General features: G+C 71.6%; 22 protein-coding genes. 11 read left to right on the top strand and 11 right to left on the bottom strand.

The window, feature by feature from the left end; translation table 11 throughout:
- Window positions 1-34: 34 nt before the first annotated feature.
- The 3 genes from N912_RS49230 to N912_RS0103510 are packed head-to-tail and all read left to right on the top strand — an operon-like array spanning window position 35 to window position 2,908.
- Complete coding sequence (locus N912_RS49230) at window positions 35-1,081, top strand: DctP family TRAP transporter solute-binding subunit (RefSeq protein WP_169747797.1); 1,047 nt, start codon at window positions 35-37, stop codon at window positions 1,079-1,081.
- Window position 1,082: 1 nt separating this feature from the next.
- Window positions 1,083-1,631: a TRAP transporter small permease gene (locus N912_RS0103505; protein WP_028921336.1), complete on the top strand. Its 549-nt coding sequence runs from the start codon at window positions 1,083-1,085 to the stop codon at window positions 1,629-1,631.
- On the top strand, window positions 1,628-2,908 hold the full coding sequence (locus N912_RS0103510; RefSeq protein WP_064745143.1) for a TRAP transporter large permease: 1,281 nt from the start codon (window positions 1,628-1,630) through the stop codon (window positions 2,906-2,908). Before N912_RS0103505 ends, N912_RS0103510 begins: the two co-directional genes overlap by 4 nt.
- Here N912_RS0103510 and N912_RS0103515 read toward each other — a convergent pair.
- From N912_RS0103515 to N912_RS0103530, 4 genes are read right to left on the bottom strand one after another with little or no spacing between them, the layout of a single operon-like run.
- A complete protein-coding gene (locus tag N912_RS0103515) occupies window positions 2,905-3,171 on the bottom strand; it encodes a hypothetical protein (RefSeq protein ID WP_156993138.1) in 267 nt (88 codons plus the stop codon). The genes N912_RS0103510 and N912_RS0103515 overlap by 4 nt on opposite strands.
- Window positions 3,172-3,204: 33 nt before the next feature.
- Window positions 3,205-4,638, bottom strand: a complete 1,434-nt coding sequence (locus N912_RS0103520; RefSeq protein ID WP_028921339.1) for an amidase — start codon at window positions 4,636-4,638, stop codon at window positions 3,205-3,207.
- A gap of 21 nt (window positions 4,639-4,659) precedes the next feature.
- Window positions 4,660-4,956, bottom strand: coding sequence for a DUF202 domain-containing protein (locus N912_RS49235; RefSeq protein ID WP_051579539.1), 297 nt, complete (start codon window positions 4,954-4,956; stop codon window positions 4,660-4,662).
- Between the two features lie 7 nt (window positions 4,957-4,963).
- Window positions 4,964-5,335, bottom strand: coding sequence for a YidH family protein (locus N912_RS0103530; protein ID WP_028921340.1), 372 nt, complete (start codon window positions 5,333-5,335; stop codon window positions 4,964-4,966).
- A 108-nt stretch (window positions 5,336-5,443) separates the two neighbouring features.
- On the opposite strand from N912_RS0103530, the gene N912_RS0103535 reads away from it, so the two are divergent.
- Window positions 5,444-6,745, top strand: a complete 1,302-nt coding sequence (locus tag N912_RS0103535; protein WP_028921341.1) for an NAD(P)/FAD-dependent oxidoreductase — start codon at window positions 5,444-5,446, stop codon at window positions 6,743-6,745.
- Here the strand turns inward: N912_RS0103535 and N912_RS0103540 are convergent, their stop codons facing one another.
- The 5 genes from N912_RS0103540 to N912_RS0103560 form a co-directional block, all read right to left on the bottom strand.
- Window positions 6,746-7,933: a PucR family transcriptional regulator gene (locus N912_RS0103540; RefSeq protein WP_028921342.1), complete on the bottom strand. Its 1,188-nt coding sequence runs from the start codon at window positions 7,931-7,933 to the stop codon at window positions 6,746-6,748.
- A complete protein-coding gene (locus N912_RS49240) occupies window positions 7,920-9,275 on the bottom strand; it encodes an MFS transporter (protein ID WP_051579542.1) in 1,356 nt (451 codons plus the stop codon). Before N912_RS49240 ends, N912_RS0103540 begins: the two co-directional genes overlap by 14 nt.
- Window positions 9,276-9,433: 158 nt before the next feature.
- Window positions 9,434-10,849 carry an MFS transporter gene (locus N912_RS49245; protein WP_037062739.1) on the bottom strand — a complete coding sequence of 472 codons (1,416 nt, stop codon included), beginning with the start codon at window positions 10,847-10,849 and terminating at the stop codon, window positions 9,434-9,436.
- 97 nt (window positions 10,850-10,946) lie between these two features.
- The gene (locus tag N912_RS49250) at window positions 10,947-12,491 is read right to left on the bottom strand and encodes a carboxylesterase/lipase family protein (RefSeq protein WP_037062742.1); all 1,545 of its coding nucleotides are present in this window, start codon (window positions 12,489-12,491) and stop codon (window positions 10,947-10,949) included.
- 250 nt (window positions 12,492-12,741) lie between these two features.
- Window positions 12,742-13,890 (bottom strand): acyl-CoA dehydrogenase family protein, encoded by a 1,149-nt coding sequence (locus N912_RS0103560; RefSeq protein WP_028921343.1) that lies wholly within the window; start codon window positions 13,888-13,890, stop codon window positions 12,742-12,744.
- 30 nt (window positions 13,891-13,920) lie between these two features.
- Between N912_RS0103560 and N912_RS59910 the strand changes: the two genes are divergently transcribed.
- The gene (locus tag N912_RS59910; RefSeq protein ID WP_051579545.1) at window positions 13,921-15,123 is read left to right on the top strand and encodes a nucleoside 2-deoxyribosyltransferase domain-containing protein; all 1,203 of its coding nucleotides are present in this window, start codon (window positions 13,921-13,923) and stop codon (window positions 15,121-15,123) included.
- Here N912_RS59910 and N912_RS49260 read toward each other — a convergent pair.
- A complete protein-coding gene (locus tag N912_RS49260) occupies window positions 15,077-16,405 on the bottom strand; it encodes an MFS transporter (protein WP_156993140.1) in 1,329 nt (442 codons plus the stop codon). The genes N912_RS59910 and N912_RS49260 overlap by 47 nt on opposite strands.
- Window positions 16,406-16,634: 229 nt before the next feature.
- Between N912_RS49260 and N912_RS0103575 the strand changes: the two genes are divergently transcribed.
- The 6 genes from N912_RS0103575 to N912_RS0103600 are packed head-to-tail and all read left to right on the top strand — an operon-like array spanning window position 16,635 to window position 22,831.
- Window positions 16,635-18,095 carry a fumarylacetoacetate hydrolase family protein gene (locus N912_RS0103575; protein WP_028921344.1) on the top strand — a complete coding sequence of 487 codons (1,461 nt, stop codon included), beginning with the start codon at window positions 16,635-16,637 and terminating at the stop codon, window positions 18,093-18,095.
- The gene (locus N912_RS0103580) at window positions 18,062-18,775 is read left to right on the top strand and encodes a GntR family transcriptional regulator (RefSeq protein ID WP_037062744.1); all 714 of its coding nucleotides are present in this window, start codon (window positions 18,062-18,064) and stop codon (window positions 18,773-18,775) included. Before N912_RS0103575 ends, N912_RS0103580 begins: the two co-directional genes overlap by 34 nt.
- Before the next feature lie 3 nt (window positions 18,776-18,778).
- Window positions 18,779-19,705 carry a 4-hydroxy-tetrahydrodipicolinate synthase gene (dapA, locus tag N912_RS0103585; RefSeq protein WP_028921346.1) on the top strand — a complete coding sequence of 309 codons (927 nt, stop codon included), beginning with the start codon at window positions 18,779-18,781 and terminating at the stop codon, window positions 19,703-19,705.
- Between the two features lie 19 nt (window positions 19,706-19,724).
- A complete protein-coding gene (gene hpaE / locus N912_RS0103590) occupies window positions 19,725-21,227 on the top strand; it encodes a 5-carboxymethyl-2-hydroxymuconate semialdehyde dehydrogenase (protein WP_028921347.1) in 1,503 nt (500 codons plus the stop codon).
- 10 nt (window positions 21,228-21,237) lie between these two features.
- Entirely contained in the window at window positions 21,238-22,284 is a 1,047-nt protein-coding gene (hpaD, locus tag N912_RS0103595) for a 3,4-dihydroxyphenylacetate 2,3-dioxygenase (RefSeq protein ID WP_028921348.1), read from the top strand.
- 13 nt (window positions 22,285-22,297) lie between these two features.
- A complete protein-coding gene (locus tag N912_RS0103600) occupies window positions 22,298-22,831 on the top strand; it encodes a 2,4'-dihydroxyacetophenone dioxygenase family protein (RefSeq protein ID WP_028921349.1) in 534 nt (177 codons plus the stop codon).
- 15 nt (window positions 22,832-22,846) lie between these two features.
- Here N912_RS0103600 and N912_RS0103605 read toward each other — a convergent pair whose 3' ends face one another.
- A complete protein-coding gene (locus tag N912_RS0103605; RefSeq protein ID WP_028921350.1) occupies window positions 22,847-23,674 on the bottom strand; it encodes a lipase family protein in 828 nt (275 codons plus the stop codon).
- Between the last annotated feature and the right edge of the window lie 428 nt (window positions 23,675-24,102).

Consider the following 24,102-nt stretch of genomic DNA (forward strand, 5'->3'; position numbering starts at 1 on the left):
CGCGACGCGGATGTCGTGCCGGGGAGGCGTCCTGGTGAGTGGATCGGTCTGGCGGCGGCGGGCACTGGTCGCCGTGGTGCTGATGATGACCTCGGTGCTCGCCGGGTGCGGGCTGCGGGGAGCCGGCCAGCCCGGCGGTGCCGGCAGCTTCACCATCCGGTTCTCGCACGTGGTCACCCCGTCGACGCCCAAGGGCCAGGCGGCGACCAAGTTCAAGGAGCTGGTCGAACAGCGCTCGGCCGGCCGGATCCACGTCGAGGTCTACCCCAACTCCGAGCTCTACGGCGACGGCAACGAGATGCAGGCGCTGCAGTCCGGCGCGGTGCAGATGCTCGCGCCGGCCAGCGCGAAGTTCACCACGATCGCGCCCGCGCTGCAGGTGCTCGACCTGCCGTTCCTGTTCGGCAGCGTGCAGGAGATCCCCAAGGTCGTGGCCAGGGACACCGCCGCCGGCCGGGCCATCTTCGAGAGCCAGGAGCTGGCCAAGCGCAACATCAGGGCGCTCGAGCTGTGGGACAACGGGCTCAAGCAGCTCTCCTCGAACCGGCCGATGACCACGCCGGCCGACCTGACCGGGCTGCGGTTCCGGATCCAGCCCTCGGATGTGCTGCGCTCGCAGTTCGAGGCCTGGGGCGCGCGGTCCACGCCGCTGGCCTTCGCCGAGGTGTACAGCGCGCTGCAGCAGGGCCTCATCGACGGCCAGGAGAACCCGTACTCGAACATCTCCTCGCAGAAGATGCACACCGTCCAGCGCTACATCACCGAGTCCGACCACGGCTACATCGGATACCTGCTCACGATCAACGAGAAGTTCTTCGCCGGCCTCCCGCCGGACCTGCAGCGCGTGGTGCTCGACTCCGCGCGCGACTCGGCCGCCTACAACCGCCAGGTCAGCGAGCGGCTCAACGCCGAGGCCAAGCGCACCATCCAGCAGGCCCACACCACGGAGATCCTCACGCTCACCCCCGAGCAGCGGCGGGCGCTGACCGACGCGGTGATCCCCTCGGTCTGGCGGCAGTACGAGAACGTGATCGGCAAGGACATCGTCGAGGAGCTGCTCGCCCGCCGAGGCGGTCGTTGACATGACCCCGAGCGACAAAGAGGAGGCCCGGGTGTCCCGGTTCGACGCGGTGCTGACCAGGGTGGAGAACGTGCTCGCGGCGGGCTCGCTGGGCCTGGCCGTGCTGATCGCGATCGTCGCGGTGCTGCTCCGCGCGCTGTTCAACGAGATCATCTTCTGGTCCGAGGAGGCCATCGTCTACCTCGTGATCACCTCCACGTTCGTCGGCGCGGTGATCACCCTGCGGCACAACGAGCACGTCAACGTCGAGCTGGTCTCGCTGTTCCTCAAGGAGCGGGGCAAGCGGATCATCAAGCTGGTCGGCGTCGCGGTCAGCCTGGTCTACCTGGGCGTCGTCGGGACCTACGGCTGGTTCGTGCTGTTCGAGCCGTACGCCACCAACACGATCACCCCGGCGCTGAAGCTGCCGCTGTGGGCGGTGATGCTCCCGGTCCCGGTCGGGTTCACGCTGATGTTCCTGCGCACCTGCGAGGTCGGCGCGCGGCTGCTGCGGGGGCGAGACCCCTATCCGGAGGCCGCCGGGGACGAGCTGGAAGGGGTGGCGAGTTGAGCGCCGCCGTCGCGCTGGTCGTCACGCTGCTGGCGCTGCTGCTGACCTCGGCGCCGATCGCCGTCGCGCTGGGCCTGACCAGCTTCGCCTACTTCTTCTACTTCACCACCGTCCCACTCACCCAGGTGCCGGACACCCTGTTCAACGCGCTCAACGCGTTCCCGCTGATGGCCGTGCCGTTCTTCGTGCTGGCCGCGACGATCATGAGCCAGGGCGGGATCAGCCGCCGGCTCACCGACGCCGGGCTGGCGCTGGTCGGCGGGTTCCGGGGCGGGATGGCCATGGCCGCCGTGCTGTCCTGCGTGTTCTTCGCGGCCATCTCCGGCTCCAGCCCGGCCACCGTGGTCGCGGTCGGCACGCTGCTCATCCCGGGGATGATCCGCGCCGGGTACGGGCGGGAGTTCTCTACCGGCGTGGTGGCCACCTCCGGCTCGCTGGGCATCCTCATCCCGCCGTCCATCCCGCTGATCGTCTACGGCATCGCCACCGAGACCTCGATCGGCGACCTGTTCCTGGCCGGGGTGGTGCCCGGGCTGCTCGCCGGCGTGCTGCTGCTGGTGCTCGTGGTGGTGGTCTCCCGGCGGCGCGGCTACGGCGCCGGCGCCGACGCGATACGGATGACCAGGGAGGAGAAGCTCCGAGCCTTCCGCGACGCGGCGCTGAGCCTGGCCCTGCCGCTGTTCGTGCTCGGCGGGATCTACGGCGGCGTGTTCACCCCCACCGAGGCGGCGGCGATGGCGGTGTTCTACGCCGTGATCGTCTCGCTGGTGTTCTACCGCGAGATCGGCTGGCGCGACCTGGGCCCGATCCTGCTCCGCTCGGCCCGGACCTCGGCGATGATCATGTTCATCATCGCCAACGGGATCCTGTTCTCCTTCGTGCTGACCTCGGAGCGCATCCCGCGCCAGATCACCGCCGCGCTGGTCGACATGGACCTGGCACCGTGGTCGTTCCTGCTGCTCACCACGGTGCTGCTGCTGATCGTCGGCTGCTTCATGGAGACGTCCAGCGCGATCCTCATCCTGGCCCCGATCCTGTTCCCGATCGGCGTCAAGCTCGGGGTCGACCCGGTGCACCTGGGCATCGTCATCGTGATGAACCTGGAGATCGGCATGATCACCCCGCCGCTGGGGCTGAACCTCTTCGTGGCCAGCGGCATCTCCCGGATGAGTGTGCTGCGCGTCGCCAAGGCGGCCGTGCCGAGCGCGGTGATGCTGCTGGTCGCGCTGCTGCTGGTGACGTTCGTCCCGAAGATCAGCTTGGCGCTGGGAGGCTAGTCCCGTTCGCGGGCGGTTCCGGTGAGCGTCTCGCCGAGCCCGACGACCCGGTCGCCGACCACGGCGGACACCCGCCCGACCACGTCGTCGACGCGGTCGGACACGAACTCCCCCAGCTCGTCGACCTGGCTGGCCAGGGCGCCGGAGGCGAGCGCGGCGAGGTCGCCGACGCGGACCAGCAGCCGGGAGGCGACCTCCTCGACGTCCTCGCGGGTCTCGCGGACCGCGTGGGTGAACAGCGTGACGACCGGGGCGTGGCTCATGCCGTGCATGTTACCGGCAGTAACACCAATCAGTCACCCGGCACACACAGGTGGCCTGCGGTCGGCCCACGGGCGGGACCGCTCCAGGTCGCCGGCCAGGGCGAGCAGGTCCGCCTCCCGGGCCAGGCCGGACATGAGCTGCACGCCGATCGGCCAGCCCCGCGACGACCAGGCCAGCGGGAGGGAGATCGCCGGCATCCCGGTCACGTTGGCCAGCGGGGTGAACCCGGCGAAGCCGAAGAGCTTGTCGTACCAGCCGCGCGCGCTCAGCGTCGGGTCGTCGGCGTTGAGGTAGCCGAGCGCGGTGTTCGGCGCGCAGGTGGTCGGGCTGAGCAGCACGTCGTGCTCGACGAAGAACGCCGCGACCGTGCGGGTGACCGCGTTGAACACCCTGTCCATGGCGTACATGTCCACGGCCCGCAGCGCGCGCCCGTGCTCGACGCAGGCCAGCGTGGTGGCCTCCAGGGTGTCCGGGCCGACGCTCGCCCCGGTCAGCGAGGCGAGCAGGTCGGCGGTGTCGGCCAGCGAGCTGGTCCAGGCGATCAGCGCGGCGTCGTCGAACGCCTCGGTGTCGACCGAGGGGGCCGCCCGGGTCACGGCGTGCCCGGAGTTCGCCAGCTCGTCGGCGACCGCGCGCACGGCGGCCACGGACTCGGGGTCGACGACGCCGGTGCCGCACAGCGGTGTCGTGGTCACCGCGACCCGCAGCGGCCGGCTCCCGTCCCGGGCGGCCTCGGCGAACGGCCGCTCCGGCGCCGGGTAGAGGTACCTGTCGCCGACCTCCGCGCCGTGCACCGCGTCGAACAGGGCCGCGCAGTCGCGCACGGTGCGGGTCAGCGCGAACTCGACGGCCATGCCCAGCAGCGGGTCGGACATGTCGGGCCCGGCGGTGGTCCGGCCCCGGCTGGGCTTGAGCCCGACCAGCCCGCAGGCCCCGGCCGGGATCCGGATCGAGCCGCCGCCGTCGTTGGCGTGCGCGACGGGCAACGCGCGCGCCGCGACCAGTGCCGCCGAGCCGCCGCTGGAGCCGCCGGGGCTGCGCGTCGGGTCCCACGGGTTGTGCACCTGGCCGGTGGCCACCGACTCGGTGCTGGCGTTGAAGCCCAGCTCGGGCGTTGCCGTCACGCCCATCGTGGCCAGCCCGGCCGCCCGGAACCTGGCCATCAGGTAGGTGTCGTTCGGCGCGGTGACGCCGTCCCCGAGCAGCCGGCTGCCGGCGCGCTGGGGCACCCCGGCGGCGTGCAGGACCAGGTCCTTGATCGCGAACGGGACGCCGCCGAAGGGGCCGTCCGCCGAGTGCGCGAGCGGCTCGGCGAACCTCGGCCCGACCAGCGCGTTGAGCTTCGGGGACACGCCGTCCAGCGCCTCGGCGGCCGCCGCCCAGACCTCGGCGGGCGTGACCTGTCCGGTGCGGATGAGCTCGGCCAGGCCTGTCGCGTCGAACGAGGCGTACTCCACTGCGCGCATCCTTGCGCTCCCTTCGCGGGCTCAGCGCCGGCACACGAACAGCAGCGCCGCGAGGCCGGCGGCGGTGGCCAGGACGGCGAACCCGGCGAGCGCGACGCCGTCCGGGCGGCGATGGACCTGACGGTACCGCCGCGACCCCCACACCCACAGCCCGATCGCGCCCGCTCCCCCGACCGCCGCAAGGCAGACGGCGAGCACGCCCAGCGTCGGGAACAGCACCCGAGCGGCGACCGCGGCCGCGGCGGCCAGCCCCAGCGCGGTGCGCCGCCAGGCCAGCGCGGTCCGCTCCGGCTGCAGCCCGGGGTCGGGGCGCGTCATGCCGGCCTCAGGCCAGCACCGCGCCGACCAGCACCAGCACGCCGGCCAGCACGGCCCCGGCCACCACCACCGGCGCCACCGTCGACGCGGGAAGCGGCGCCCCGGTACGCAGCGCCCGCTCCGTCCGCGCCCAGCCCCACCACGCCGCCGCCGGGATCACGACGCCGACGCCGACGAACGCCAGCGCGGCCACGAACCGGACGCCCGGCGGCATCGCCACCGGCAGCGCCCGCAGCGCGACCCCGAGCGCGAGGAACGCCAGCGAGGTGCGGATCCAGGCCAGGAAGGTGCGCTCGTTGGCCAGCGAGAACCGGGGGTCGGGCTCCTCGCCGACGCGGTAGACGCCGCGCGGGAACCGGCGCTCGGGTGGGCCTGGCATGCCGCCACGGTACGACCCCCGCCGCCGCGTCGGATGTTGTGGCCACGCCCACGAACGGGCATCGGATGACGGATGCCGCGGGATGCGACGTAGGCAATGCTGGGAAACGTGAACGTGGACGCGGTGGTCATCGGCGCCGGCGTGATCGGGACATCGATCGCCCTCGAACTGGCCAGGTCCGGGCACCGGGTGGCAGTGGTGGACAAGGCGGGCGGGATCGGGCACGGCTCGACCGGCGCGTCCAGCGCGGTGGTCAGGTTCAACTTCTCCACCTGGGCGGGGGTGGCCACCGCCTGGGAGGCCAGGCACTGCTGGGAGGCGTGGGCCGAGCATCTGGACGCCCCGCAAGCCGACGGCCTGGCCCGCTACCGGCGCACCGGCCTGGCGCTGCTGGACGTGGACCTGGCGCCGAGGAGCGCGTTCATCCCGCTGTTCGACAGGGCCGGGGTCCGCTACGAGGAGTGGGACGCCGCGACGCTGGCGACCAGGCTGCCCGGCATCGACACCGGGCGCTACTGGCCGCCGTCGCGGATCACCGAGGAGCGGTTCTGGCACGATCCGTCCGGGACGCTCGGCGCGCTGTTCACCCCGGACGCGGGGTTCGTCAGCGACCCGCAGTTGGCCGCGCAGAACCTCGCCGACGCGGCCCGCCGCCACGGGGTGGCGTTGGTGCTGGGCCAACGGGTGGTGGCGGTGCCGAAGTCCGGCGACCGGGTCGACGGCGTGGAGCTGGCCGACGGGCGGCGCATCGGGGCCCCGGTGGTGGTCAACGCCGCCGGCCCGTGGTCGGGCGGGCTCAACGACCTGGCCGGCGCCGGCGCCGACTTCACCATCGGCGTGCGCCCGATGCGCCAGGAGGTGCACCACGTCCCCGCCCAGCGCGGGTACAACCCGCCCGGTGGCTTCGGCATGGCCGTCGCGGACCTCGACCTGGGCACCTATCTGCGCGCCGAGATCAACGACGGGCTGCTGGTCGGCGGCACCGAGCCGGCCTGCGACCCGTTCCAGTGGCTCGCCGACCCCGACGACGCGCACCCGTACCCGACCGCCGAGGTGTTCGAGGCGCAGGTCACCCGCGCCGCGCGGCGGTTCCCGACGCTGGGGGTGCCGAACCGGCCTCGCGGGGTGGTGGGCGTGTACGACGTGGCCGACGACTGGACGCCGATCTACGACCGCACCGACGTCCCCGGGTTCTACGTGGCGATCGGCACCAGCGGGAACCAGTTCAAGAACGCGCCGGTCGTCGGGAAGTTCCTGGCCGCCATCGTGGACCGCGTCGAGAACGGCGGCGACCACGACGCCGACCCGGTGCGGTTCGTCGCCGAGCACACCGGCGCGGAGATCGACCTGTCCGCGTTCTCCCGCCGCCGCCCGGTGAACGAGGACAGCTCCGGCACCGTGATGGGCTGATCAGCCGGACAGGGCGGAGAGCTTCAGCGCCAGGTGCAGGGTGAGCCGGTCCAGCCCGTCCTGCAGGGACAGCCCGGTCACCGCCTCGATGCGCTTGAGCCGGTGGTAGAGCGTGGTGCGGTGGACGTGCAGCGCCCGCGCCGTGGCGTTGACGTCGCCGGCCCGGTCCAGGAACTCCTCGGCGGTGGCCACCAGGCTGGCGTGCCGGTCGTCGGCGAGTAGCTCGCGCAGGCCGGGGAACGGCAGCTCGCGGGCCAGCTCGTCGAAGTCGACCCGCAGCAGCAGCGCGAACGGTCCCAGCGCCGCCCACGAGGCGACCTGCCCGAACATCGGCAGGAACCGCGCCGCGCGGACCGCCGTGCTGGCCTCCCGATGGCAGGTGACCAGCGAGTCCAGCCCTTCGTGGCCGCCGCTGAGGCCGACCACGCAGCGGTGCCGCCGGAACGTCAGCTCGGCGAACCGGGACCGCAGCCGCTCGGCGAGCACCAGCCCGCGCCGCTCACCAGACCCGGTGACCAGCGCGACCACCGCGCGCCGCCGCTGCACCAGCGCGAGCGTGGAGCGCGGCGGGACGGCCCGGCGCAGCTCGTCCACGGCGGCCTCCAGCGCGACCGCGGCCTCCTCACCGCCGTCGTCCTCGATCTCGGCGATGAGCAGCACCACGTGCGACGCGTCGGCGACCAGCCGCGAGTCCCGCACGTCGTCGATCGCCGCGCGGCGGTCCTCGGCCTCGGGCGAGAGCAGCAGCCGCAGGGTGGCCTCCTCGCGGGACCGCTCGCGCTCGCGCACCAGCATCCGCCGGTACAGCGCCAGGCCCACCGCGTCCGCCGCCTCCCCCGCCGCCGCGAGGTCGGCCCCGGCCGTCTCGCCGTCGCGGTCGATCAGCCACAGATAACCAAGGTGCATGCCGTTGCACCGCACCGGCGCGCACACCCGCGCCCGCAACCCGAGCCCCTCGTTGGCCGGCAACACCCCCGGCCGCGTCCAGCCGGCGACCTGGCCCAGCACCCAGCGCTGGATGTTCGGCGGCACCTCGCGGTCGAGCACCGACCGGATGCGGATGGCGTCCTCGTCGCCGAAGTGCCGGCTGGCGGCGATCAGCCGGATCGACGGGTCGTCGACGGCCACCGACCGCCCGAGCCGGGTGGCCAGCGCGTCGACGATCGGTTGGATGTCATCCCCGTGCACCGCCACGATCGTTGTGACGGATCCGCGCCGGCGCAACAGCCGCCGCGCCACCCAGCGTCATCCGCCGCGTCTCGGGCGCCCACGCGGCCGACGCGACCAGCCCCACCAGCAGCACCGCCGTCGCGATCAACGTCGTCGGATGGATGCCGAGCCCAGCCACGCTGACCGGCAGCAGGAACGTGCCGATCGCCGCCCCCACCCTGCTGAACGCCGTCACCACCCCCACGCCCGAGGCACGCACCCCCGTCGGGAACAGCTCGCTGGGATACACCAACGCCAGCGACTGCGCCGCCGAGACGACGAACGCGAACACCGCGAACAACCCGACCACCGCGGCCGCCGGCGCCCCGACCCACACCCCGAGCACCGCCGTGACCGCGGCGAGCAGCAGGAACGAGCCCAGCACGAACGGCCGCCGATCCACCCGGTTCACCACCACCATCCCGACCACGGCCCCGACCAGCAGGAACACGTTCACGATGACGGACTGGGCCAGGTCACCCTCGATCTCGAGCGCGGCCAGCACGGTCGGCAGGAAGGTGAACAGCGCGAAGTACGGCACCACCTGGCAGAACCAGAACAGCCCGCCGAAGAGCACCCGCCGCCGCATGCCGCGCCGGAACAGCGCCCGATAGTCCGAACCGCCCTCGGCCTCGTCGTCCACGAGGTCCTCGGCGGTGGCGTGCGGGTCGATGTGCGTGCGCACCACCCGCAGTGCCTCGTCCGCCCTGCCCTGGTGCAGCAGCCAGCGCGGCGACTCCGGTGTCCCGATCCGCAGCAGCGCCACGACCAGCGCCGGCACCGCGCTGCTGGCCAGCATCCAGCGCCACGAGTCCGGCCCGAGCGGGCTGAGCAGGTAACCGACCGCGAACGAGGCCACGTACCCCACCGTCCACACCACGTTCAGGCTGGACAGCATCCAGCCCCGGTGCCGGCGCGGGGTGAACTCGGAGAGCAGCGTCGGCGAGATCGCATAGTCGGCCCCGATGGCGATCCCGAGCAGCAGCCGCAGCGCGAACAACCAGGCCACCTCGGTGACCAGCGCCTGCGCGGCGGACCCCACCACGAAGATCATCAGGTCCGCCAGGTACATGGCCTGCCGCCCGACCCGGTCGGTGAGCCAGCCGAACGCGACGCTGCCGACGAACAGCCCGACCAACGCGGACGCGCCGATCAGCCCCGCCCACAGGGTGCTGACCTCGTGCTGGCGCCCGTACACGGCCAGCGCCGGCGCGATGATCCCGAGCAGGTAGCCGTCACAGAACATGCCGCCCGCGCTGTACGCGGTGACCCGCAGGTGGAAGCCCGAGAACCTGGCGTCGTCGATCGCGTAACCGACCATCCCGTACCTCCGCCGCCCTGAGTTCCCTTCATGGTGACGGCGGCCGCCGCGCCCCAGTAGAGACGCCTGACGAACCTCGACGCCTCCCGACACAACATCTGTTGCACCGCTGCGCGTGCGGCGTCGGCGACGCGCTGACCGACGATCGCGTTCCTCGGCTACCTGCCCTCCTCGCCGCGTTCGGCCGCTCGGCGTCGGGGCAAGGCAAAGAGCATGGCCACCATGAGCACGCTGATCCCGGCGCCGAGCAGCATGCTCGTGCGGAAGGCGTCGGCGTGAGCGGTGCCCGCATCGGCACCGTGCCCCTCGTGGAGGTGACCGAAGAACACCACGCCGAGCAGGGCGATGCCGAGCGCGCCGCCGACCTGCTGGCCGGTGGACATCACCCCGGCGGCGGTGGCGGCTATCGCCGGTCGAACCCGACCGAGGATCTCGGCGAGCAGCGGGCTGAACAGGAAGCCTTCACCGACTCCCTGCAAGATCAACGGAAGGATGAGCGCGACGGCGTCCGGCGGATGAGGCCCGGTGGAGAGCGCGGCGGCCCATACCAGGCCGGCGATGGCCACCACGGCGCCGGCGATCAGGACCGGCCGTCCGTGGCGCGCGACGAACCGGGGCGCGACCAGCGAGGCGAGCAGGAGCGCAAGCCCGAGCGGGAGAAAACCCACCCCGGCGTCGAGCGCGGAGTAGCCGAGTCCCCGTTGCCAGGTCACCGCCAGCGCGAGGTAGGTCGACGCGAACAGCGCGTACACCGCCAACATCAACAACACCCCGACGGCGAAGGCCCTGTCCCGCAGCAGACCGGGTTCGACCAGCGGATCGCCGCCCCGCCGGGCCAACCGGCGTTCATGGCTGCCGAAGATCGTCAACACCGGGAGCGCCGCGACCAGGCACACCCACACCCACGGAGGCCATCCGTGGTCCCCGCCCTCGATCAGCGGCACGACCACCAGTAGCAGTACGACGGTGAGCAGGACGGTGCCGAGGAGATCGATGGAACGGGCGGTCCCCGTAGGCGATGCGGGCAGCGCCAACGGTGCGACGATCAGCAGCCCGACTCCCACCAGCGCGACCAGGCCGAAAACCGGCCGCCAGGTCGTGCCCGCCAGGTTCGCGTGCACCAGCAGTCCACCGATCAACTGACCGATGACGGCGGCGGACCCGATCGCGGCACCCAGGAACCCGAACGCCGTGGCCTGGCGTTCTTTTGGCACGGTGTCGACAAGCAGCGCGAAGAGCTGCGGGAACATGGCCGCCGCGCCGATGCCCTGCAGCAACCGCAGTGCGATCAGCCAGCCGGCGTCGGGGGCGACGGCGGCGCCGAGGACCGCCGCGGTGAACACCGTCAGACCGACCAGGTAGAGGCGGCGCCGCCCGTACTGATCACCCAAACGCCCGCCGGTGATCAGAAAGATCGCATACGTCAGGGAGTATCCCGCGACCACGAGCTGGATTGCGGCGTCCGAGGCGTGCAGTCCTCGCTGGATCGCCGGGACAGCCACATTGATGGCGAACACCGCGAACTGAGCCAGCGCGGCACCGGTCACGAGCACCGTGAGCACCAGCCACGGCATGGCGCCGTCCCGCGCACCGGGAGCCGCCGTCCGCGCGGATTTGTCTTGATCGACCGTGTGTCGGCGGCCGCGTGGGGTCTGCGCATCCCGGTTCATCTCAGTGGCCGTCCCGCCAGAGGTCGCAGTGGTGCGCGGAATGCGGTTCGGCGGAGCGGATGCCCCCTGCCCCCGGTGCCAGGACCTGTGCCGCCGAGTGGAGGTTGCCGGCCTGGGTGGGTGGCCAGAATGGGAGGCCAGCGCCGTTCGGATCGCCGGAGTGGGCGAACCGAGCCCAGTATCGGATCATCGTGCTGGCGAGATCTCGCTGCGGCGCGGACAGGCTCTCCGTGGTACCGGGCCTGTCGAACAGGTATCCGAGTTCGGCGGCGTGCGTGGCGCCGAGCGGCAGCCCGTCCTTGATCTTGTAGCCGGGGTTCGGGGCGTCACGGTCGGCGAACTCGTAGGCGTAGGTCGGCACCTGCCGCGCGAGGAGCTGTGCGCTGGCCAACGAGGGACAGGTCATGCCCCGATCGGTGTTGATCGCCGCCCATGCCGCCGCCGGTGACGGATAGGACGCCTCGCGATACCGCGCGGCCGTCGCATCGGCGGCCGCTCCGAAGCTGTCACGGAGCAGGTCCCGGTAGCGCTGGGAGTCGATTGGCTCGGTGATCAGCGAGGTCAACGAGGTCATCTCGTCTCGGGTCGTGCCGATCAGCACCGCAACGCGGTGGAACGCGCCCTGCCTCAAGGCGAGGGACGGCTCCAGCGGCACCAGGGTGGAGTCGAAAGCGGGCTTGACGAACTCCGCGTTGTGGGCGAGGAGCTTGTCGATGTCGGTGATGCGGCGCAGGCACCGCACCGGCTGCCCGTCGCCCCCGCACCCGAGCAGGTCGCTCGCCCGCCGCCCGGCGTCCTCCACGGCGTGCAACGGTGCCCACGGCGAGAAGCCCGGATCGCCGGGGCGCACACCGTTGCGGGAGAAGTAGGTCAGACAGGATCCGCTCTGGATGATCACCTTGTGGAACAGGCCGGCGGCGGAAGGCGAGGTCAGGTGGGTGCAGCTGCTCATGCCACCGGCCGACTCGCCGAACAGCGTGACGTTGCCGGCGTCGCCGCCGAACGCGGCGATGTTGCGCTGCACCCAGCGCAGCGCGGCCTGCTGGTCGAGCAGGCCGAAGTTGCCGGAGTCGGGCAGGCCCGGATGGCCGAAGAACCCGAGGATGCCCAGGCGGTAGTTCACCGTCACCACCACGACGTCGCCCTCGGTGGCAAGCCGGTGGGCCAGGTAGTCGCTGCCCGCGCCGATCTGGTTCTCGCCGCCGTGCAGCCACACCATCACCGGCAGTCTCGCGGCTCCGGCCCCGCGAGGGGTGGTCACGTTGAGGTACAGGCAGTCCTCGTTGGTGGTTCGCGGCCCACCGATGGGACTGTCGGGCTGGGCGCAGCGGCCGCCGGGCCTGGACGCGTCCCGGACCCCGGACCACGGCGGAACCGGTTGTGGCGCGCGCCAGCGCAGCTCACCCACCGGAGGCGCGGCGTAGGGAACGCCGTCGAACCGCCGATAGTCGGCCGACGACACTCCACGGACCTCGCCAGACTCGACACGCACCGTCGCATCGGTCGGCCCGGTGACCGCGGCGCAGCCGCCGGCCCACACCGCCATCGCGACAGCGCACCCGACCCCCAACCTCGTCCGCACAGGATCTCCCCTCCGCCGGCCGCAACTCCTCCGACGGTCCTGACTGACTGTCGGTCAGTCGAGACTGTAGGTGCCGGCGCGAGGGCGGACAACCCTGTGGTCCAGTGATCACCGACACCTGAGAGCCGGGCGCACTCTCACTTCTCCCGTGCAGCACCTCCCCGGCTCCCGGGAGTTCGCGCGCAGCGACGACACGCCCGCATGCCGTGGGCGATCACCGTGTGGGGTCGGCGAGGTCCAGGAAGCGCCAGTCCTTGCCGGGGGCGAGCCCGGCCAGCTCCTGGCCGCAGGCCCGGATCACGCCGTGGGCCGAGGTGATGTGCTGGGTGCCCGCTTGCACGTCGCGGACCAGGCGTTGCAGGGTGCCCGAGCGCAGCGCTGTGGTGCCGCCGTTGCGGTAGGCGAACTGCGCGACGTCGTGAACCGTCCAGGTGAGATGCGCCAGCGCCAGGCGCAGCAGCGTCCGCTCGCGCACGGACAGCGACCCGCCCGCGGCGAGCGTGTCCCACGCCCCGCCCCAGGCCTCTCGCGCGAACGCGGCCGCCGCGCGAAAACCGGCCTCGGCCTGCGCGAACCCGATCTGGAAGTGCTCGCTGCCGGCCAACTGCCCCGGGCGCCCGGCCTTGCGCCGGGCCATCGCCGCCAGCTCGTCGAGGATGCGGCGGCCGACCCCGAGCGCCCAGCCGGAGTGGCCGATCATCGCGATCTGGATGATCCCCAGCCGGTAGAGGTCGCCGCCGCGCACGGGCTCCTCGGTGAGCATCGGGTGCGACCACGGCCCGGGGACGAACACCTCGTCCATCGTGTAGTCGATGCTGCCGGTGGCCACCAGCCCGAGCACGTCCCAGTTGTCGATCAGCGTCGCCCGCCCCACCGGCACCACGCAGATCCGTGGCTCGCCGGTCTCCTCGACGGCCACCGCCGTGTGGATGTAGCCGGCGTGCCTGATCCCGGACGCGAAGCCCCACGACCCGCCGATGTCGAGCCCGCCGTCGCGCGCCCGGGCCGTGCCCGGCCGGGTGCCCTGGCCCGCGATCACCGGGAACCGCTCGCCGCCGAACAGCTCCCCGACGGCGTCGTCGCCCAGGTACGAGCCCGCGGTCCCGATCGACAGCCCGACCGCCATGAGCACCCAACCCGCCGACGGCTGCGCGTAGGAGACCGCCTCGACGACCTCCAGCGAGGACAGCGGGTCCAGCTCGGCACCGCCCAGGCAGCGCGGCACCCACATGCCGTAGAGCCCGCGCTCGTGGAACGCGGCGTCGATGTCGTCGGTCAGCCTGCCGAGCCGCTCGCTGTCCTCGGCCTGTCCGTCGAGAATGCCGTGCAGGCCCCGTGCCCGCTCGGCCAGGTCATCGGCCATGTGCCCGTCCCCCTCGGAGGTAGCAGAACCTTGTCAGCGAATGTCGTTCTCGTCCATGCCGGTGAGGAACCGCCGGACGCCTACCAGGCCAGCATCTTCCTGGCCGGCCCCACCCCGCGCACCGACGACTTCGCGAGCTGGCGCCCCGACGCGATCGACCTGATCACCGACGGCTGGAACGGCGGCGACGCGTCCGCGCCACTGGCCGTGTTCGTGCCCGAGCCGAGGGACGGCGGGCGGTGGCCCGACTACGACGTCAACCGAACCTGGGAGCTGCACTGGGGCGACCGCGCCGACGTGGTGCTGTTCTGGATCCCGCGCCGGCCGGGGATGGAGGGCCGCACCACCAACGACGAATGGGGCAGGTGGAAGGACTCCGGCCGCGCCGTGCTCGGTACCCCGCCGGACGCCATGCAGGTGCGCTACCAGCGCGACTACGCCACCGAGGTGGGCGTCCCGCTGGCCGACGACCTGGCCGCGACGGTGGCCAACGCGCTGGCCCACATCGGATCCGGCGCGCTCCGGGCGGGCGGGCACCGGGATGTGCCGCTGCTGCTGTGGCGCACCGAGTCCTTCCAACGTTGGCTCACCGCCCAGACCGAGGCCGGCAACACCCTGCGGTCCGGGCGCCTGGAGTGGACCCACCGCACCGGGGACGTCGTGCTGTTCTGGGCGTTCCACGCGGTGGTCCGGGTGGCGGCCGAGGGGCGCGAGAAGGCGAACGAGCTGGTCTTCTCCCGGCCGGACGTCGCCACCGTGGTCGCCTACCGCCGCGCGCCCGAGCCGCTCGACTCCGAGGTGGTGCTGGTGCGGGAGTTCCGTACCCCGGCGAGCAGCCCGGACGGGTTCGTGCGGGAGCTGCCCGGCGGATCGGGCCGGGTGCCCGCCTCGCCGATCGAGCAGGCGCTCGCCGAGCTGGCCGAGGAGACCGGCATCCGCGTCGACGCCGGCCGGGTCCGCACCCACCACGCCCGCCAGCCCGTGGCCACCCTGTCCGCGCACCACCAGCACGTGTTCTCCGTCGAGCTGACCGCCGAGGAGATCGACCTCGCCCGCGCGAGCACCGACCCGCACGGCGTGGCCGAGGACTCCGAACGGACCTACCCCGAGGTCCACACCCTGAAAGACCTGATCAACTCGCCGACCGTCGACTGGTCGACCCTCGGCGCGATCACCGCGGTCCTGCTCAGGACGCCTCGGCGGCCCGGTCTCGCGCCGCGTTGCCCGCGCTGAGGTCGCGGCCGGGGACGTCCCGGATGAACAGGCTCGCCACGATGCCGACGATCGTCATCGCGGCCAGGTACACGCCCACCGAGTAGACGCTCCCGGTGCTGGTCTGCAGCGCCTCGGCGATGGTCGGCGCGAAGGCACCGCCGAGGACGGCGCCGAGGGCGTAGGAGATCGCCGCGCCGCTGTAGCGCACCCGGGTCGGGTACATCTCGGAGTACAGCGCCGCCTGCGGGCCGTAGGTCAGTCCCAGTCCGATCGAGTACGCCAGCAGCGCGACGATCAGCAGCCCGACGTTCGCGGTGTTCACCAGCGCCAGGAACGGGAACATCAACACCAGCTGGATCACGAAGCCGATCTGGTAGACGCGGACCCGCCCGTGCCGGTCGGACAGCCAGCCGCCCGCCAGCGTGCTGGCCAGCCAGCCCAGCGCGGCGATCATGACCGCGACCAGCACCGTGGAACGGTCCAGGTGCAGGGTCTTCACCGCGTAGGACTGTACGTACCCGCCGGTGGTCATGTAGCCGACCGCGTTGTTCGCCGCGAACAGCAGCGCGCCGGCCACCACCAGCCCCCAGTGCCGGGCGAACAGCTCGACCAGCGGCACGCTCGCCTGTGCCCTCGCCTCGCGCACCTCCTCGAACACCGGGCTCTCCGAGACCCGGGTCCGGATCACCAGACCGACCGCGATCAGGACCACGCTCAACAGGAACGGGATGCGCCAGCCCCAGGCCAGGAACGCGGCCGGCGTGGTCGTCGCGGCGACGGCCGCGAGCACGCCGTTGGCCAGCAGCAGCCCGATCGGGACGCCGATCTGCGGGAACGCGCCGTACAGCCCGCGCCGGTCGGCGGGGGCGTGCTCGACGGCCAGCAGCGCGGCGCCGCCCCACTCCCCGCCGGCCGAGAGCCCCTGCACGATCCGCAGCAGCACCAGCAGGATCGGGGCGCTCACGCCGATGGCCGAGGCCGGCGGCACCAGCCCCATCAGCACCGTCGAGACGCCCATCATCAGCAGCGTCAGGATCAGCATGGCCCGCCGCCCGATCTTGTCACCCAGGTGACCGGCGACGACCGCCCCGACCGGGCGGAAGAAGAAGCTGATGCCGATCGTCGCGAACGACAGGATCAGCGCGTTCCCGCCCAGCTCGGCGAAGAACTGGGTGGAGAAGACCAGTCCCGCGCAGATCGCGTAGATGAAGAAGTCGTACCACTCGATGGTGGTGCCGACCATCGCGGCGAGCACGACGCGTCGATGCTCCCTGCTGACGCCTCCGAGCACTGCGGACATCATGCCCCCTTGTCACCCGCGAGCAGCGGTACCTTGTTCACCTTTGGGCCGGGGATCGTATATACATCGCGAGGATCGTGACAAGGGCCATACGTGGGTCGCTCGCCCGTTGAACAGATGATGACCAGCACGCATCGGAGTTGTGGCGGGTGTGGAGCTTGACGACGAGCCGGCCGCCATAGTATTTGTTCATATATTATTTCGTAGACGCAGACCGAGGAGTGACCACGTGCCCGATCCGGTCAGCACGGCGCTGGGCCTGCGCCCTGGGAAGGTCATCGCCGTACACCTGAACTACCCGAGCCGCGCCGCCCAGCGCGGACGGACGCCCCGGCACGGGTCGTACTTCCTGAAGGCGCCGTCCTCGCTGGCGGCCGACGGCGGCGAGGTCGCCCGTCCGGAGGGCACCGAGCTGCTGGCCTTCGAGGGCGAGGTCGCGCTGGTGATCGGCACCCGGGCGCGCGCGGTGTCGCCCGAGGACGGGTGGTCGCACGTGGGCTGGGTCAGCGCCGCGAACGACCTCGGGCTCTACGACCTGCGCCACGCCGACGCCGGGTCGAACCTGCGCGCCAAGAGCGGCGACGGCTTCACCCCGATCGGCCCGAACTTCCTGCCGGCCGCCGACCTGGACCCCGCTGGGCTGCGGGTGCGCACCTGGGTGAACGGCGAGCTGGTCCAGTCCGACACGACCGACACCCTGCTGTTCCCGTTCGGCCAGCTCGTCGCCGACCTGTCCCGGCTGTCCACCCTGGAGCCGGGCGACGTGATCCTCACCGGCACCCCGGCCGGCGCCTCGGTGGTCGAGCCCGGTGACCTGGTCGAGGTCGAGGTGGACAACATCGCCCCGGGGCGGCCGGCCAGCACCGGGCGGCTGCGCACCACGGTGGTCGCCGGTCCCCCGCTGGCGGGCTGGGGCGCGGCGCCGAAGGTGGACGACGGGCTGCGGGCGGCGGCCTTCGGCACGGAGGTGCCCGAGGACGGGCCCGGCGACGCGACGATCCAGCGCCTGACCACCGTCGCGGTGGCCACCCTGTCCGCGCAGCTGCGGTCCCGCGGGCTGAACAACGTGCACGTGGAAGGGGTACGGGCGGCGCGGGCCGGCGCGAGGTTCGCCGGGCGCGCGAAGACGCTGCGCTACCTGCCGCTGCGCGAGGACCTGTTCCGCGAGCGCGGCGGCGGCTACAACGCGCAGAAGCGCGCGATGGACAGCGTCGGCCCCGGCGAGGTGCTCGTGATCGAGGCTCGCGGCGTGCCGGACAGCGGCACCGTCGGGGACATCCTGGCGCTGCGCGCCCAGGTGCGCGGCGCCGTCGGGATCGTCACCGACGGCGGGCTGCGCGACTCCCAGGTGGTGGCCGGGCTGGACATCCCGGTGTTCCACGGCGCGACGCACCCCGCGGTGCTCGGGCGCCGGCACGTGCCGTGGGAGTCCGACGTGGCGATCGGCTGCGGTGGCACGACGGTCTGCCCCGGCGACGTCGTGGTCGGCGACGACGACGGGGTGCTGGTCATTCCGCCGTCACTGGTCGAGGAGGTCCTCGCGGCCGCGATCGAGCAGGAGCGCCAGGAGGAGTTCATCACCGAGCAGGTGCGCGCGGGCGAGGGCATCGACGGCCTGTACCCCCTGGGCCCGGACTGGCAGCCTGCCTATCGGGAATGGCTGCGGAAACGGAACGGGGACGACCAGTGACGGCGGTAGACGGGCCGGTCGGCATGAGCAAGTCGCAGTACGCGTACCAGGTGATCAAGTCACGGATCACCGGCGGGAGCTACGGACCCGGGTACCGGTTGGTGCTCGGCACGCTCGCCAAGGAGTTCCGGGTGAGCCCGGTGCCGATCCGGGAGGCGATCCGGCTGCTCGAGGCGGAGGGCTTCGTCCACTTCGAGCACAACGTGGGCGCAACGGTCGCCGCGATCGACCCCGTCGAGTACCAGCACACCATGCAGATGCTGGCGATCGTGGAGGGCGCGGCCACCGCGCTGGCCGCCCCGCACATCCCCGAGGAGGCCCTGGCGTCGGCGGCGGAGCTGAACCAGCGGATGCGCGCCTCGCTGCGGGACTTCGACCCGATCGCCTTCACCCGGCTCAACCACGAGTTCCACGAGAGCCTCTACGAGCACTGCCCGAACCCTCGGCTGATCGAGGTGGTGCGGCACGGCTGGTCCCGGATGGCGGCGATCCGGGAGTCCACCTTCTCCTTCGTGCCCGGCCGCGCCGAGGCGTCGGTGGTCGAGCACGACCAGCTGATCGAGCTGATCCGCGCCAGGGTGGCCCCGGAGTGGATCGAGAACCGGGCCCGCGCCCACCGCACCGCGACCATCGACGCCTTCCTTGCCTGGAAGAACGAGCAGAACGAGAGCGAGGGGTAGGGCATGAAGTTCCGAGGTGACCCCGGCAGCATCAGGGGCTCGATCGCCCCGGTGATCACACCGTTCACCGATGACGACGCGCTCGACGAGGAGAGCCTGCGCGGGCTGATCCGCTGGCAGTTGGCCAACGGCTCGCACGGCATCTCCCTGGGCGGCTCGACCGGCGAGCCGAGCGCGCAGACCACCGCCGAGCGCGCCCGCGCCATCCGCATCGCCGCCGACGAGATCGCCGACCGGGTCCCGTTCATGCCCGGCACCGGCTCGGCGAAGCTGGACGAGACGCTGGAGCTCACCGACATCGCCAGGGACGCCGGCGCGGACGCGGTGCTGATCATCACGCCGTACTACGCGCGCCCCACCCAGGAGGCGCTCTACCGGTGGTACGCCACGGTCGCCGCCGAGTTCCCGGACCTGCCGCTGGTCATCTACAACGTGCCCAGCCGCACCGCGGTGGACATCGCGCCCGCCACCGTGGGCCGGCTGTACCGCGACTTCGACAACCTGGTCGGGATCAAGGAGACCACCAAGGACTTCGAGCACTTCTCCCGGGTGCTCCACGAGGTCGGCCCGCAGCTGATGGTGTGGTCCGGGATCGAGCTGCTGTGCCTGCCGCTGCTCGCGCTCGGCGGCGCCGGGTTCGTCAGCGCCACCGCCAACCTGGCCCCCGCCGCGGTCGCCGAGATGTACGAGGCGTTCGTGGCCGGCGACCTGAACCGGGCGCGCGCCCTGCACTACCAGCTGCACCCGCTGGTCGACCTGACCTTCGTGGAGACGAACCCGGCGCCGGTGAAGTGGGTGCTCGCGCAGCGCGGCCTGATCGCCTCGGCCCGGGTGCGCCCGCCGCTGATCACGCCGACCGCCCCGGGCCGCGACAAGATCCGCCAACTGCTCACGACCGGGCGCGACGCGCTCTCCCCCATCGACGCCTGACCTCTAAGGGGCTACACGCATGGACAACGGCCACCGACCGGCCGACCTGCCCGAGCACATCCGTCACTACATCGACGGCGAGTGGGTCGACAGTGTCTCCGGGCGCACCTTCGACGTGCTCGACCCGGTGAGCAACAAGCCCTACGCGACGGCGGCCGCCGGCCAGTCCGAGGACATCGACCGGGCAGTGGCCGCCGCCCGCGCCGCGTTCACCGACGGCCCGTGGCCGACCACGAACGCGCGCGGCCGCGCCAAGGTGCTGTACAAGATCGGCGACGCGATCGAGGCGCGCGAGGACCGGCTGGCCGAGCTGGAGACCTTCGACACCGGGCTGCCGATCACCCAGGCGCGTGGCCAGGCCCGCCGCGCGGCGGAGAACTTCCGGTTCTTCGCCGACCAGATCGTCGCCCTGCACGAGGACGCCTACCGGGTGCCCGGCGCCCAGGTCAACTACGTGGTGCGCAAGCCGGTCGGGGTGGCCGGGCTGATCACGCCGTGGAACACCCCGTTCATGCTGGAGAGCTGGAAGCTCGCGCCGGCGATCGCCTCGGGCTGCCCGGTGGTGCTCAAACCGGCCGAGTTCACCCCGCTCTCGGCCAGCCTGTGGCCGGAGATCTTCGCCGAGGGCGGGCTGCCGAGGGGCGTGTTCAACATGGTCGGCGGCATCGGCGAGGAGGCCGGAGCGGCGCTGGTGGAGCATCCCGACGTGCCCCGGCTGTCGTTCACCGGCGAGACGCTGACCGGCCAGGTGATCATGCGCAACGCCGCCGCGCACCTCAAGGGCCTGTCCATGGAGCTGGGCGGCAAGTCGCCGGTGGTGGTGTTCGCCGACGCCGACCTGGACGCCGCGCTGGACTCCACCCTGTTCGGCGTGTTCTCGCTGAACGGCGAGCGGTGCACGGCCGGCTCCCGCATCCTGGTAGAACGATCTATCTATCAGGAGTTCTGCTCCCGCTACGCCGAGCGCGCGCGCAACGTCGTGGTCGGACTCCCGCGCGACCCGGCGACCGAGGTGGGCGCGCTGGTGCACCCGGAGCACTACGAGCGGGTGATGGGCTACGTCGAGGTCGGCAAGAAGGAGGCGACCCTGCTGGCCGGCGGCGAGCGCCCCGCGCACCTGCCCGAGGGCAACTACCTCGCGCCCACGGTGTTCGCCGACGTCAAGCCGGACGCCCGGATCTTCCAGGAGGAGATCTTCGGCCCGGTGGTCGCGCTGACCCCGTTCGACACCGAGGCCGAGGCGATCACGCTGGCCAACGACGTCAAGTACGGCCTGGCCGGCTACGTCTGGACCAACGACCTCACCCGTGGCCACCGGGTCGCCTCCGCGATCGACGCCGGCATGGTCTGGCTCAACTCGCACAACATCCGCGACCTGCGCACCCCGTTCGGCGGGGTGAAGAGCAGCGGTGTCGGGCACGAGGGCGGGCACCGCAGCATCGACTTCTACACCACCGAGCAGATCGTGCACGTCTCGCTCGGCACCCCGCACACGCCTCGGTTCGGCGCACGTACAGCCTGAGGAGCTCGCCGTGAACAACCCACCCGATGTGATCCGAGCCGGATACGCCGAGCTCATCGTGACCGACCTGGAGCAGGCGCGCTGGTTCTACTGCGACGTGCTCGGCCTGGTGGTGACCGCCGAGGACGACGACGCCCTCTACCTGCGCGCCTACCAGGAGTACCTGCACCACAGCCTGGTCCTGCGCCAGGGCGACGAGCCCGCGCTGGCCAGGCTGGCCTACCGGGTGCGGAGCCCGCGCGAGGTGGACGCCGCCGAGCGGTACTTCACCGAGCTGGGCGTGCCCACCAGGCGGGTGCCCGAGGGCACCACCCGGGGCATCGGCGAGGCCGTCCGCATCCAGGACCCGCTCGGGTTCCCCGTCGAGTTCTTCTACCACGCCCTGCACACCGAGCGGCTCACCCAGCATTACCACATGCACCGCGCCAACGCGCTGGCCCGCATCGACCACTTCAACGTGGTGGTGCCGGACGTCGCCGCCGCCCGGGACTACTACACCTCGCTCGGTTTCGGCGTCTCGGAGACCATCGAGGACAGCGATGACAACGTCTACGCCGCCTGGCTGTTCCGCAAGCAGACGGTCCACGACATCGCCCTGACCGGCGGCGACGGCCCCCGGCTGCACCACATCGCGTTCGCCACCAACGAGCGCAGCCAGATCCTGCACACCTGCGACATGCTCGGCGCGCTGCAGCGCGAGCACCACATCGAGCGCGGCCCCGGTCGCCACGGCGTGTCCAACGCGTTCTACCTGTACCTGCGCGACCCCGACGGCCACCGCATCGAGGTCTACACCAGCGACTACTACACCGGCGACCCGGACAACCCCACCATCCGATGGGACGTCCACGACAACCGCCGGCGCTCGTTCTGGGGCCACGAGGTCGCCACGTCCTGGTACGCCGAGGCGTCCACCGTGCTCGACCTCGACGGCCGCCCGGTCCCGACCACCGAGCCGCCGCACCGCGAGTCAGTGGTCTCGGTCGGCGCCGACGGCTTCGGCGTGATCACCGAGGACGGGGTCACCCAGGGCGTCAAGCTCGGCCACCAAGTCTGAGAGGTTTGAACAAATGCCCGAGAAGGCCAGCACGGAGTTCTGGAAAGACCTCAAGCCGATCGCGAACTCCACCAAGCCGGACGCGCTGCCCGAGGTCTACCTGTCCAAGGTCGCCACCGACGACGACAGGTACTACGTGCCGTTCACCGAGACCGTCGGCTCCCGGCCGCTGTGGATCAACGTCAAGGACAACTCCTGGTCGGACATCCTGCGGGCCAAGAGCGCGGGCCTGGTGAACCGGCACTACCACCCGCACGAGGTGTTCGCGTACACCATCTCCGGCAAGTGGGGCTACCTGGAGCGGGACTGGACGGCCACGGCCGGCGACTTCGTCTACGAGGCACCGGGCGAGGGCCACACCCTGGTCGCCTACGAGAGCCCGGAGCCGATGAAGACCCTCTTCATCGTCAAGGGCCCGCTGATCTGGCTGGACGAGAACGGCGACACCGCCGGCTACTTCGACGTGCACGACTACATCGACATGTGCCGCCGCCACTACGACGAGGTAGGCATCGGCGCCGCCTACGTCAACTCGCTGTTTCGCTGAGACAAGGACGGGTGCTCAGGCGCGCGTCAGATTGCCCTGGAGCGCGGCTATGTAGTTCTTCATGCCGTGGTCGCGCAGCGCCCTGCTGGCCGGTGCCAGCGCCTCGGCCACGCCCGCGGCGGTGAGGGTGGGCAGCTTGGCGAACAGCGGCATCGACTCGTGCACCTTGCCGTGCGAGTCGATGTAGCGCAGGGCGTTGACGTGGTGGAACGCCGGCTCCGGCGGCAGATGCGGGACGATGTCGTTGTTGTTCACGAATCGGTAGGTGCGCTTGGCCAGCGCGTCGTCGTGGGCCAAGGCGAGGATCCGGTCACAGGTGCGCGGCTGTCCGAAGGTGTAGATCCCCGAGGCGAGCAGGTGCGGATCCTCCAGGTAGAGCCGCACCCCGGCCAGCATGGCCAGCGCCCCGCCCAGGCTGTGGCCGGTGAACCACACGCTCTGGCCCTGGTCGCGCAGCTCGGTGATCGCGGACAGCACGTCCGGGTACACCGACTCCAGCGCCTGCGCGAACCCGTAGTGCACGAAGCCCCGCCCCGCAGGCCCCGGCCATGGCGGGGTGGAGGTGTCGGCCAACCAGTCGCGCAGCTGGGCGACCTCGGTGCCCCGGAACGCCGTAATGATCATCTTGTCGCTGGCGGCCGTGTACGCCTGGGTGTCCTGCAGCGGGAACGGCGGGGTGAACGTGGTTTGGTGATGGCGGACCCGGTCGAACCCCCACCGGCCGACCTCGGCCTCAACCGTCGGCTGATCCTGATACGCCAACGCCGCCGCGTTGGCCAGCCCGTACGCCAGCTCGTCGCTGTAGCCGCTCGCCTGGTGATCGATCGTGATCGAGGTGGTCATCGCCGAAACTCCCATTCACGAGCCGAATCGCTGATCGCGCACCGCCGGGCCGTTTCGATGAAAGCAAGGCGCGCGAAGCGGATTCAAGGCTTGTGCCTCGACGTCAACCGATTCAGTCCGGGCGCCCCCTCGATGGAGGAATCGGCACACAAAGTTACTCGAAGGTATCCCTCGCGTAAGCGTGAACACGCCCCGATCGTGTGTCGACCGTCAATCATGTGGTACTTCAGCTCGGAATCCGGTGCGAGCTCGTAGAGAGTAACGGCGGCGTGGTCCAGACCATGATCAAACCACGCTGGTAGCCGATGGTGATCTCGTCGCTCGGGCAGCGGCTTCTCCTCTTAAGGCATGCGTTGGTCTCAGCGAGAGCCGCGAGTTGAGCCTGTGATAGAAAGGTCAAGCACAACGAGGGTAGCGCTTATCCCGAG

The sequence above is a fragment of the Actinospineispora acaciae DSM 45401 genome, from assembly GCF_000620785.1.
Classification (GTDB): Bacteria; Actinomycetota; Actinomycetes; order Mycobacteriales; family Pseudonocardiaceae; genus Pseudonocardia; species Pseudonocardia acaciae.

Bases quoted from the DNA above. Each gene is read 5' to 3' on its own strand.
- N912_RS0103505 (WP_028921336.1), top strand. From the start codon at position 1,083: ATGACCCCGAGCGACAAAGAGGAGGCCCGGGTGTCCCGGTTCGACGCG.
- N912_RS0103515 (WP_156993138.1), bottom strand. From the start codon at position 3,171: ATGAGCCACGCCCCGGTCGTCACGCTGTTCACCCACGCGGTCCGCGAG.
- N912_RS0103520 (WP_028921339.1), bottom strand. From the start codon at position 4,638: ATGCGCGCAGTGGAGTACGCCTCGTTCGACGCGACAGGCCTGGCCGAG.
- N912_RS49235 (WP_051579539.1), bottom strand. From the start codon at position 4,956: ATGACGCGCCCCGACCCCGGGCTGCAGCCGGAGCGGACCGCGCTGGCC.
- N912_RS0103530 (WP_028921340.1), bottom strand. From the start codon at position 5,335: ATGCCAGGCCCACCCGAGCGCCGGTTCCCGCGCGGCGTCTACCGCGTC.
- N912_RS49240 (WP_051579542.1), bottom strand. From the start codon at position 9,275: ATGGTCGGTTACGCGATCGACGACGCCAGGTTCTCGGGCTTCCACCTG.
- N912_RS49245 (WP_037062739.1), bottom strand. From the start codon at position 10,849: ATGCCGTGGCTGGTGCTCACGGTGCTCGTGACCGGTGCCGCGCTGGCT.
- N912_RS49250 (WP_037062742.1), bottom strand. From the start codon at position 12,491: ATGGCGGTGTGGGCCGGCGGCTGCGCCGCGGTCACCGGGCCGACCGAT.
- N912_RS0103560 (WP_028921343.1), bottom strand. From the start codon at position 13,890: ATGGCCGATGACCTGGCCGAGCGGGCACGGGGCCTGCACGGCATTCTC.
- N912_RS49260 (WP_156993140.1), bottom strand. From the start codon at position 16,405: ATGTCCGCAGTGCTCGGAGGCGTCAGCAGGGAGCATCGACGCGTCGTG.
- N912_RS0103580 (WP_037062744.1), top strand. From the start codon at position 18,062: ATGGCTGCGGAAACGGAACGGGGACGACCAGTGACGGCGGTAGACGGG.
- dapA (WP_028921346.1), top strand. From the start codon at position 18,779: ATGAAGTTCCGAGGTGACCCCGGCAGCATCAGGGGCTCGATCGCCCCG.
- hpaE (WP_028921347.1), top strand. From the start codon at position 19,725: ATGGACAACGGCCACCGACCGGCCGACCTGCCCGAGCACATCCGTCAC.
- N912_RS0103600 (WP_028921349.1), top strand. From the start codon at position 22,298: ATGCCCGAGAAGGCCAGCACGGAGTTCTGGAAAGACCTCAAGCCGATC.
- N912_RS0103605 (WP_028921350.1), bottom strand. From the start codon at position 23,674: ATGACCACCTCGATCACGATCGATCACCAGGCGAGCGGCTACAGCGAC.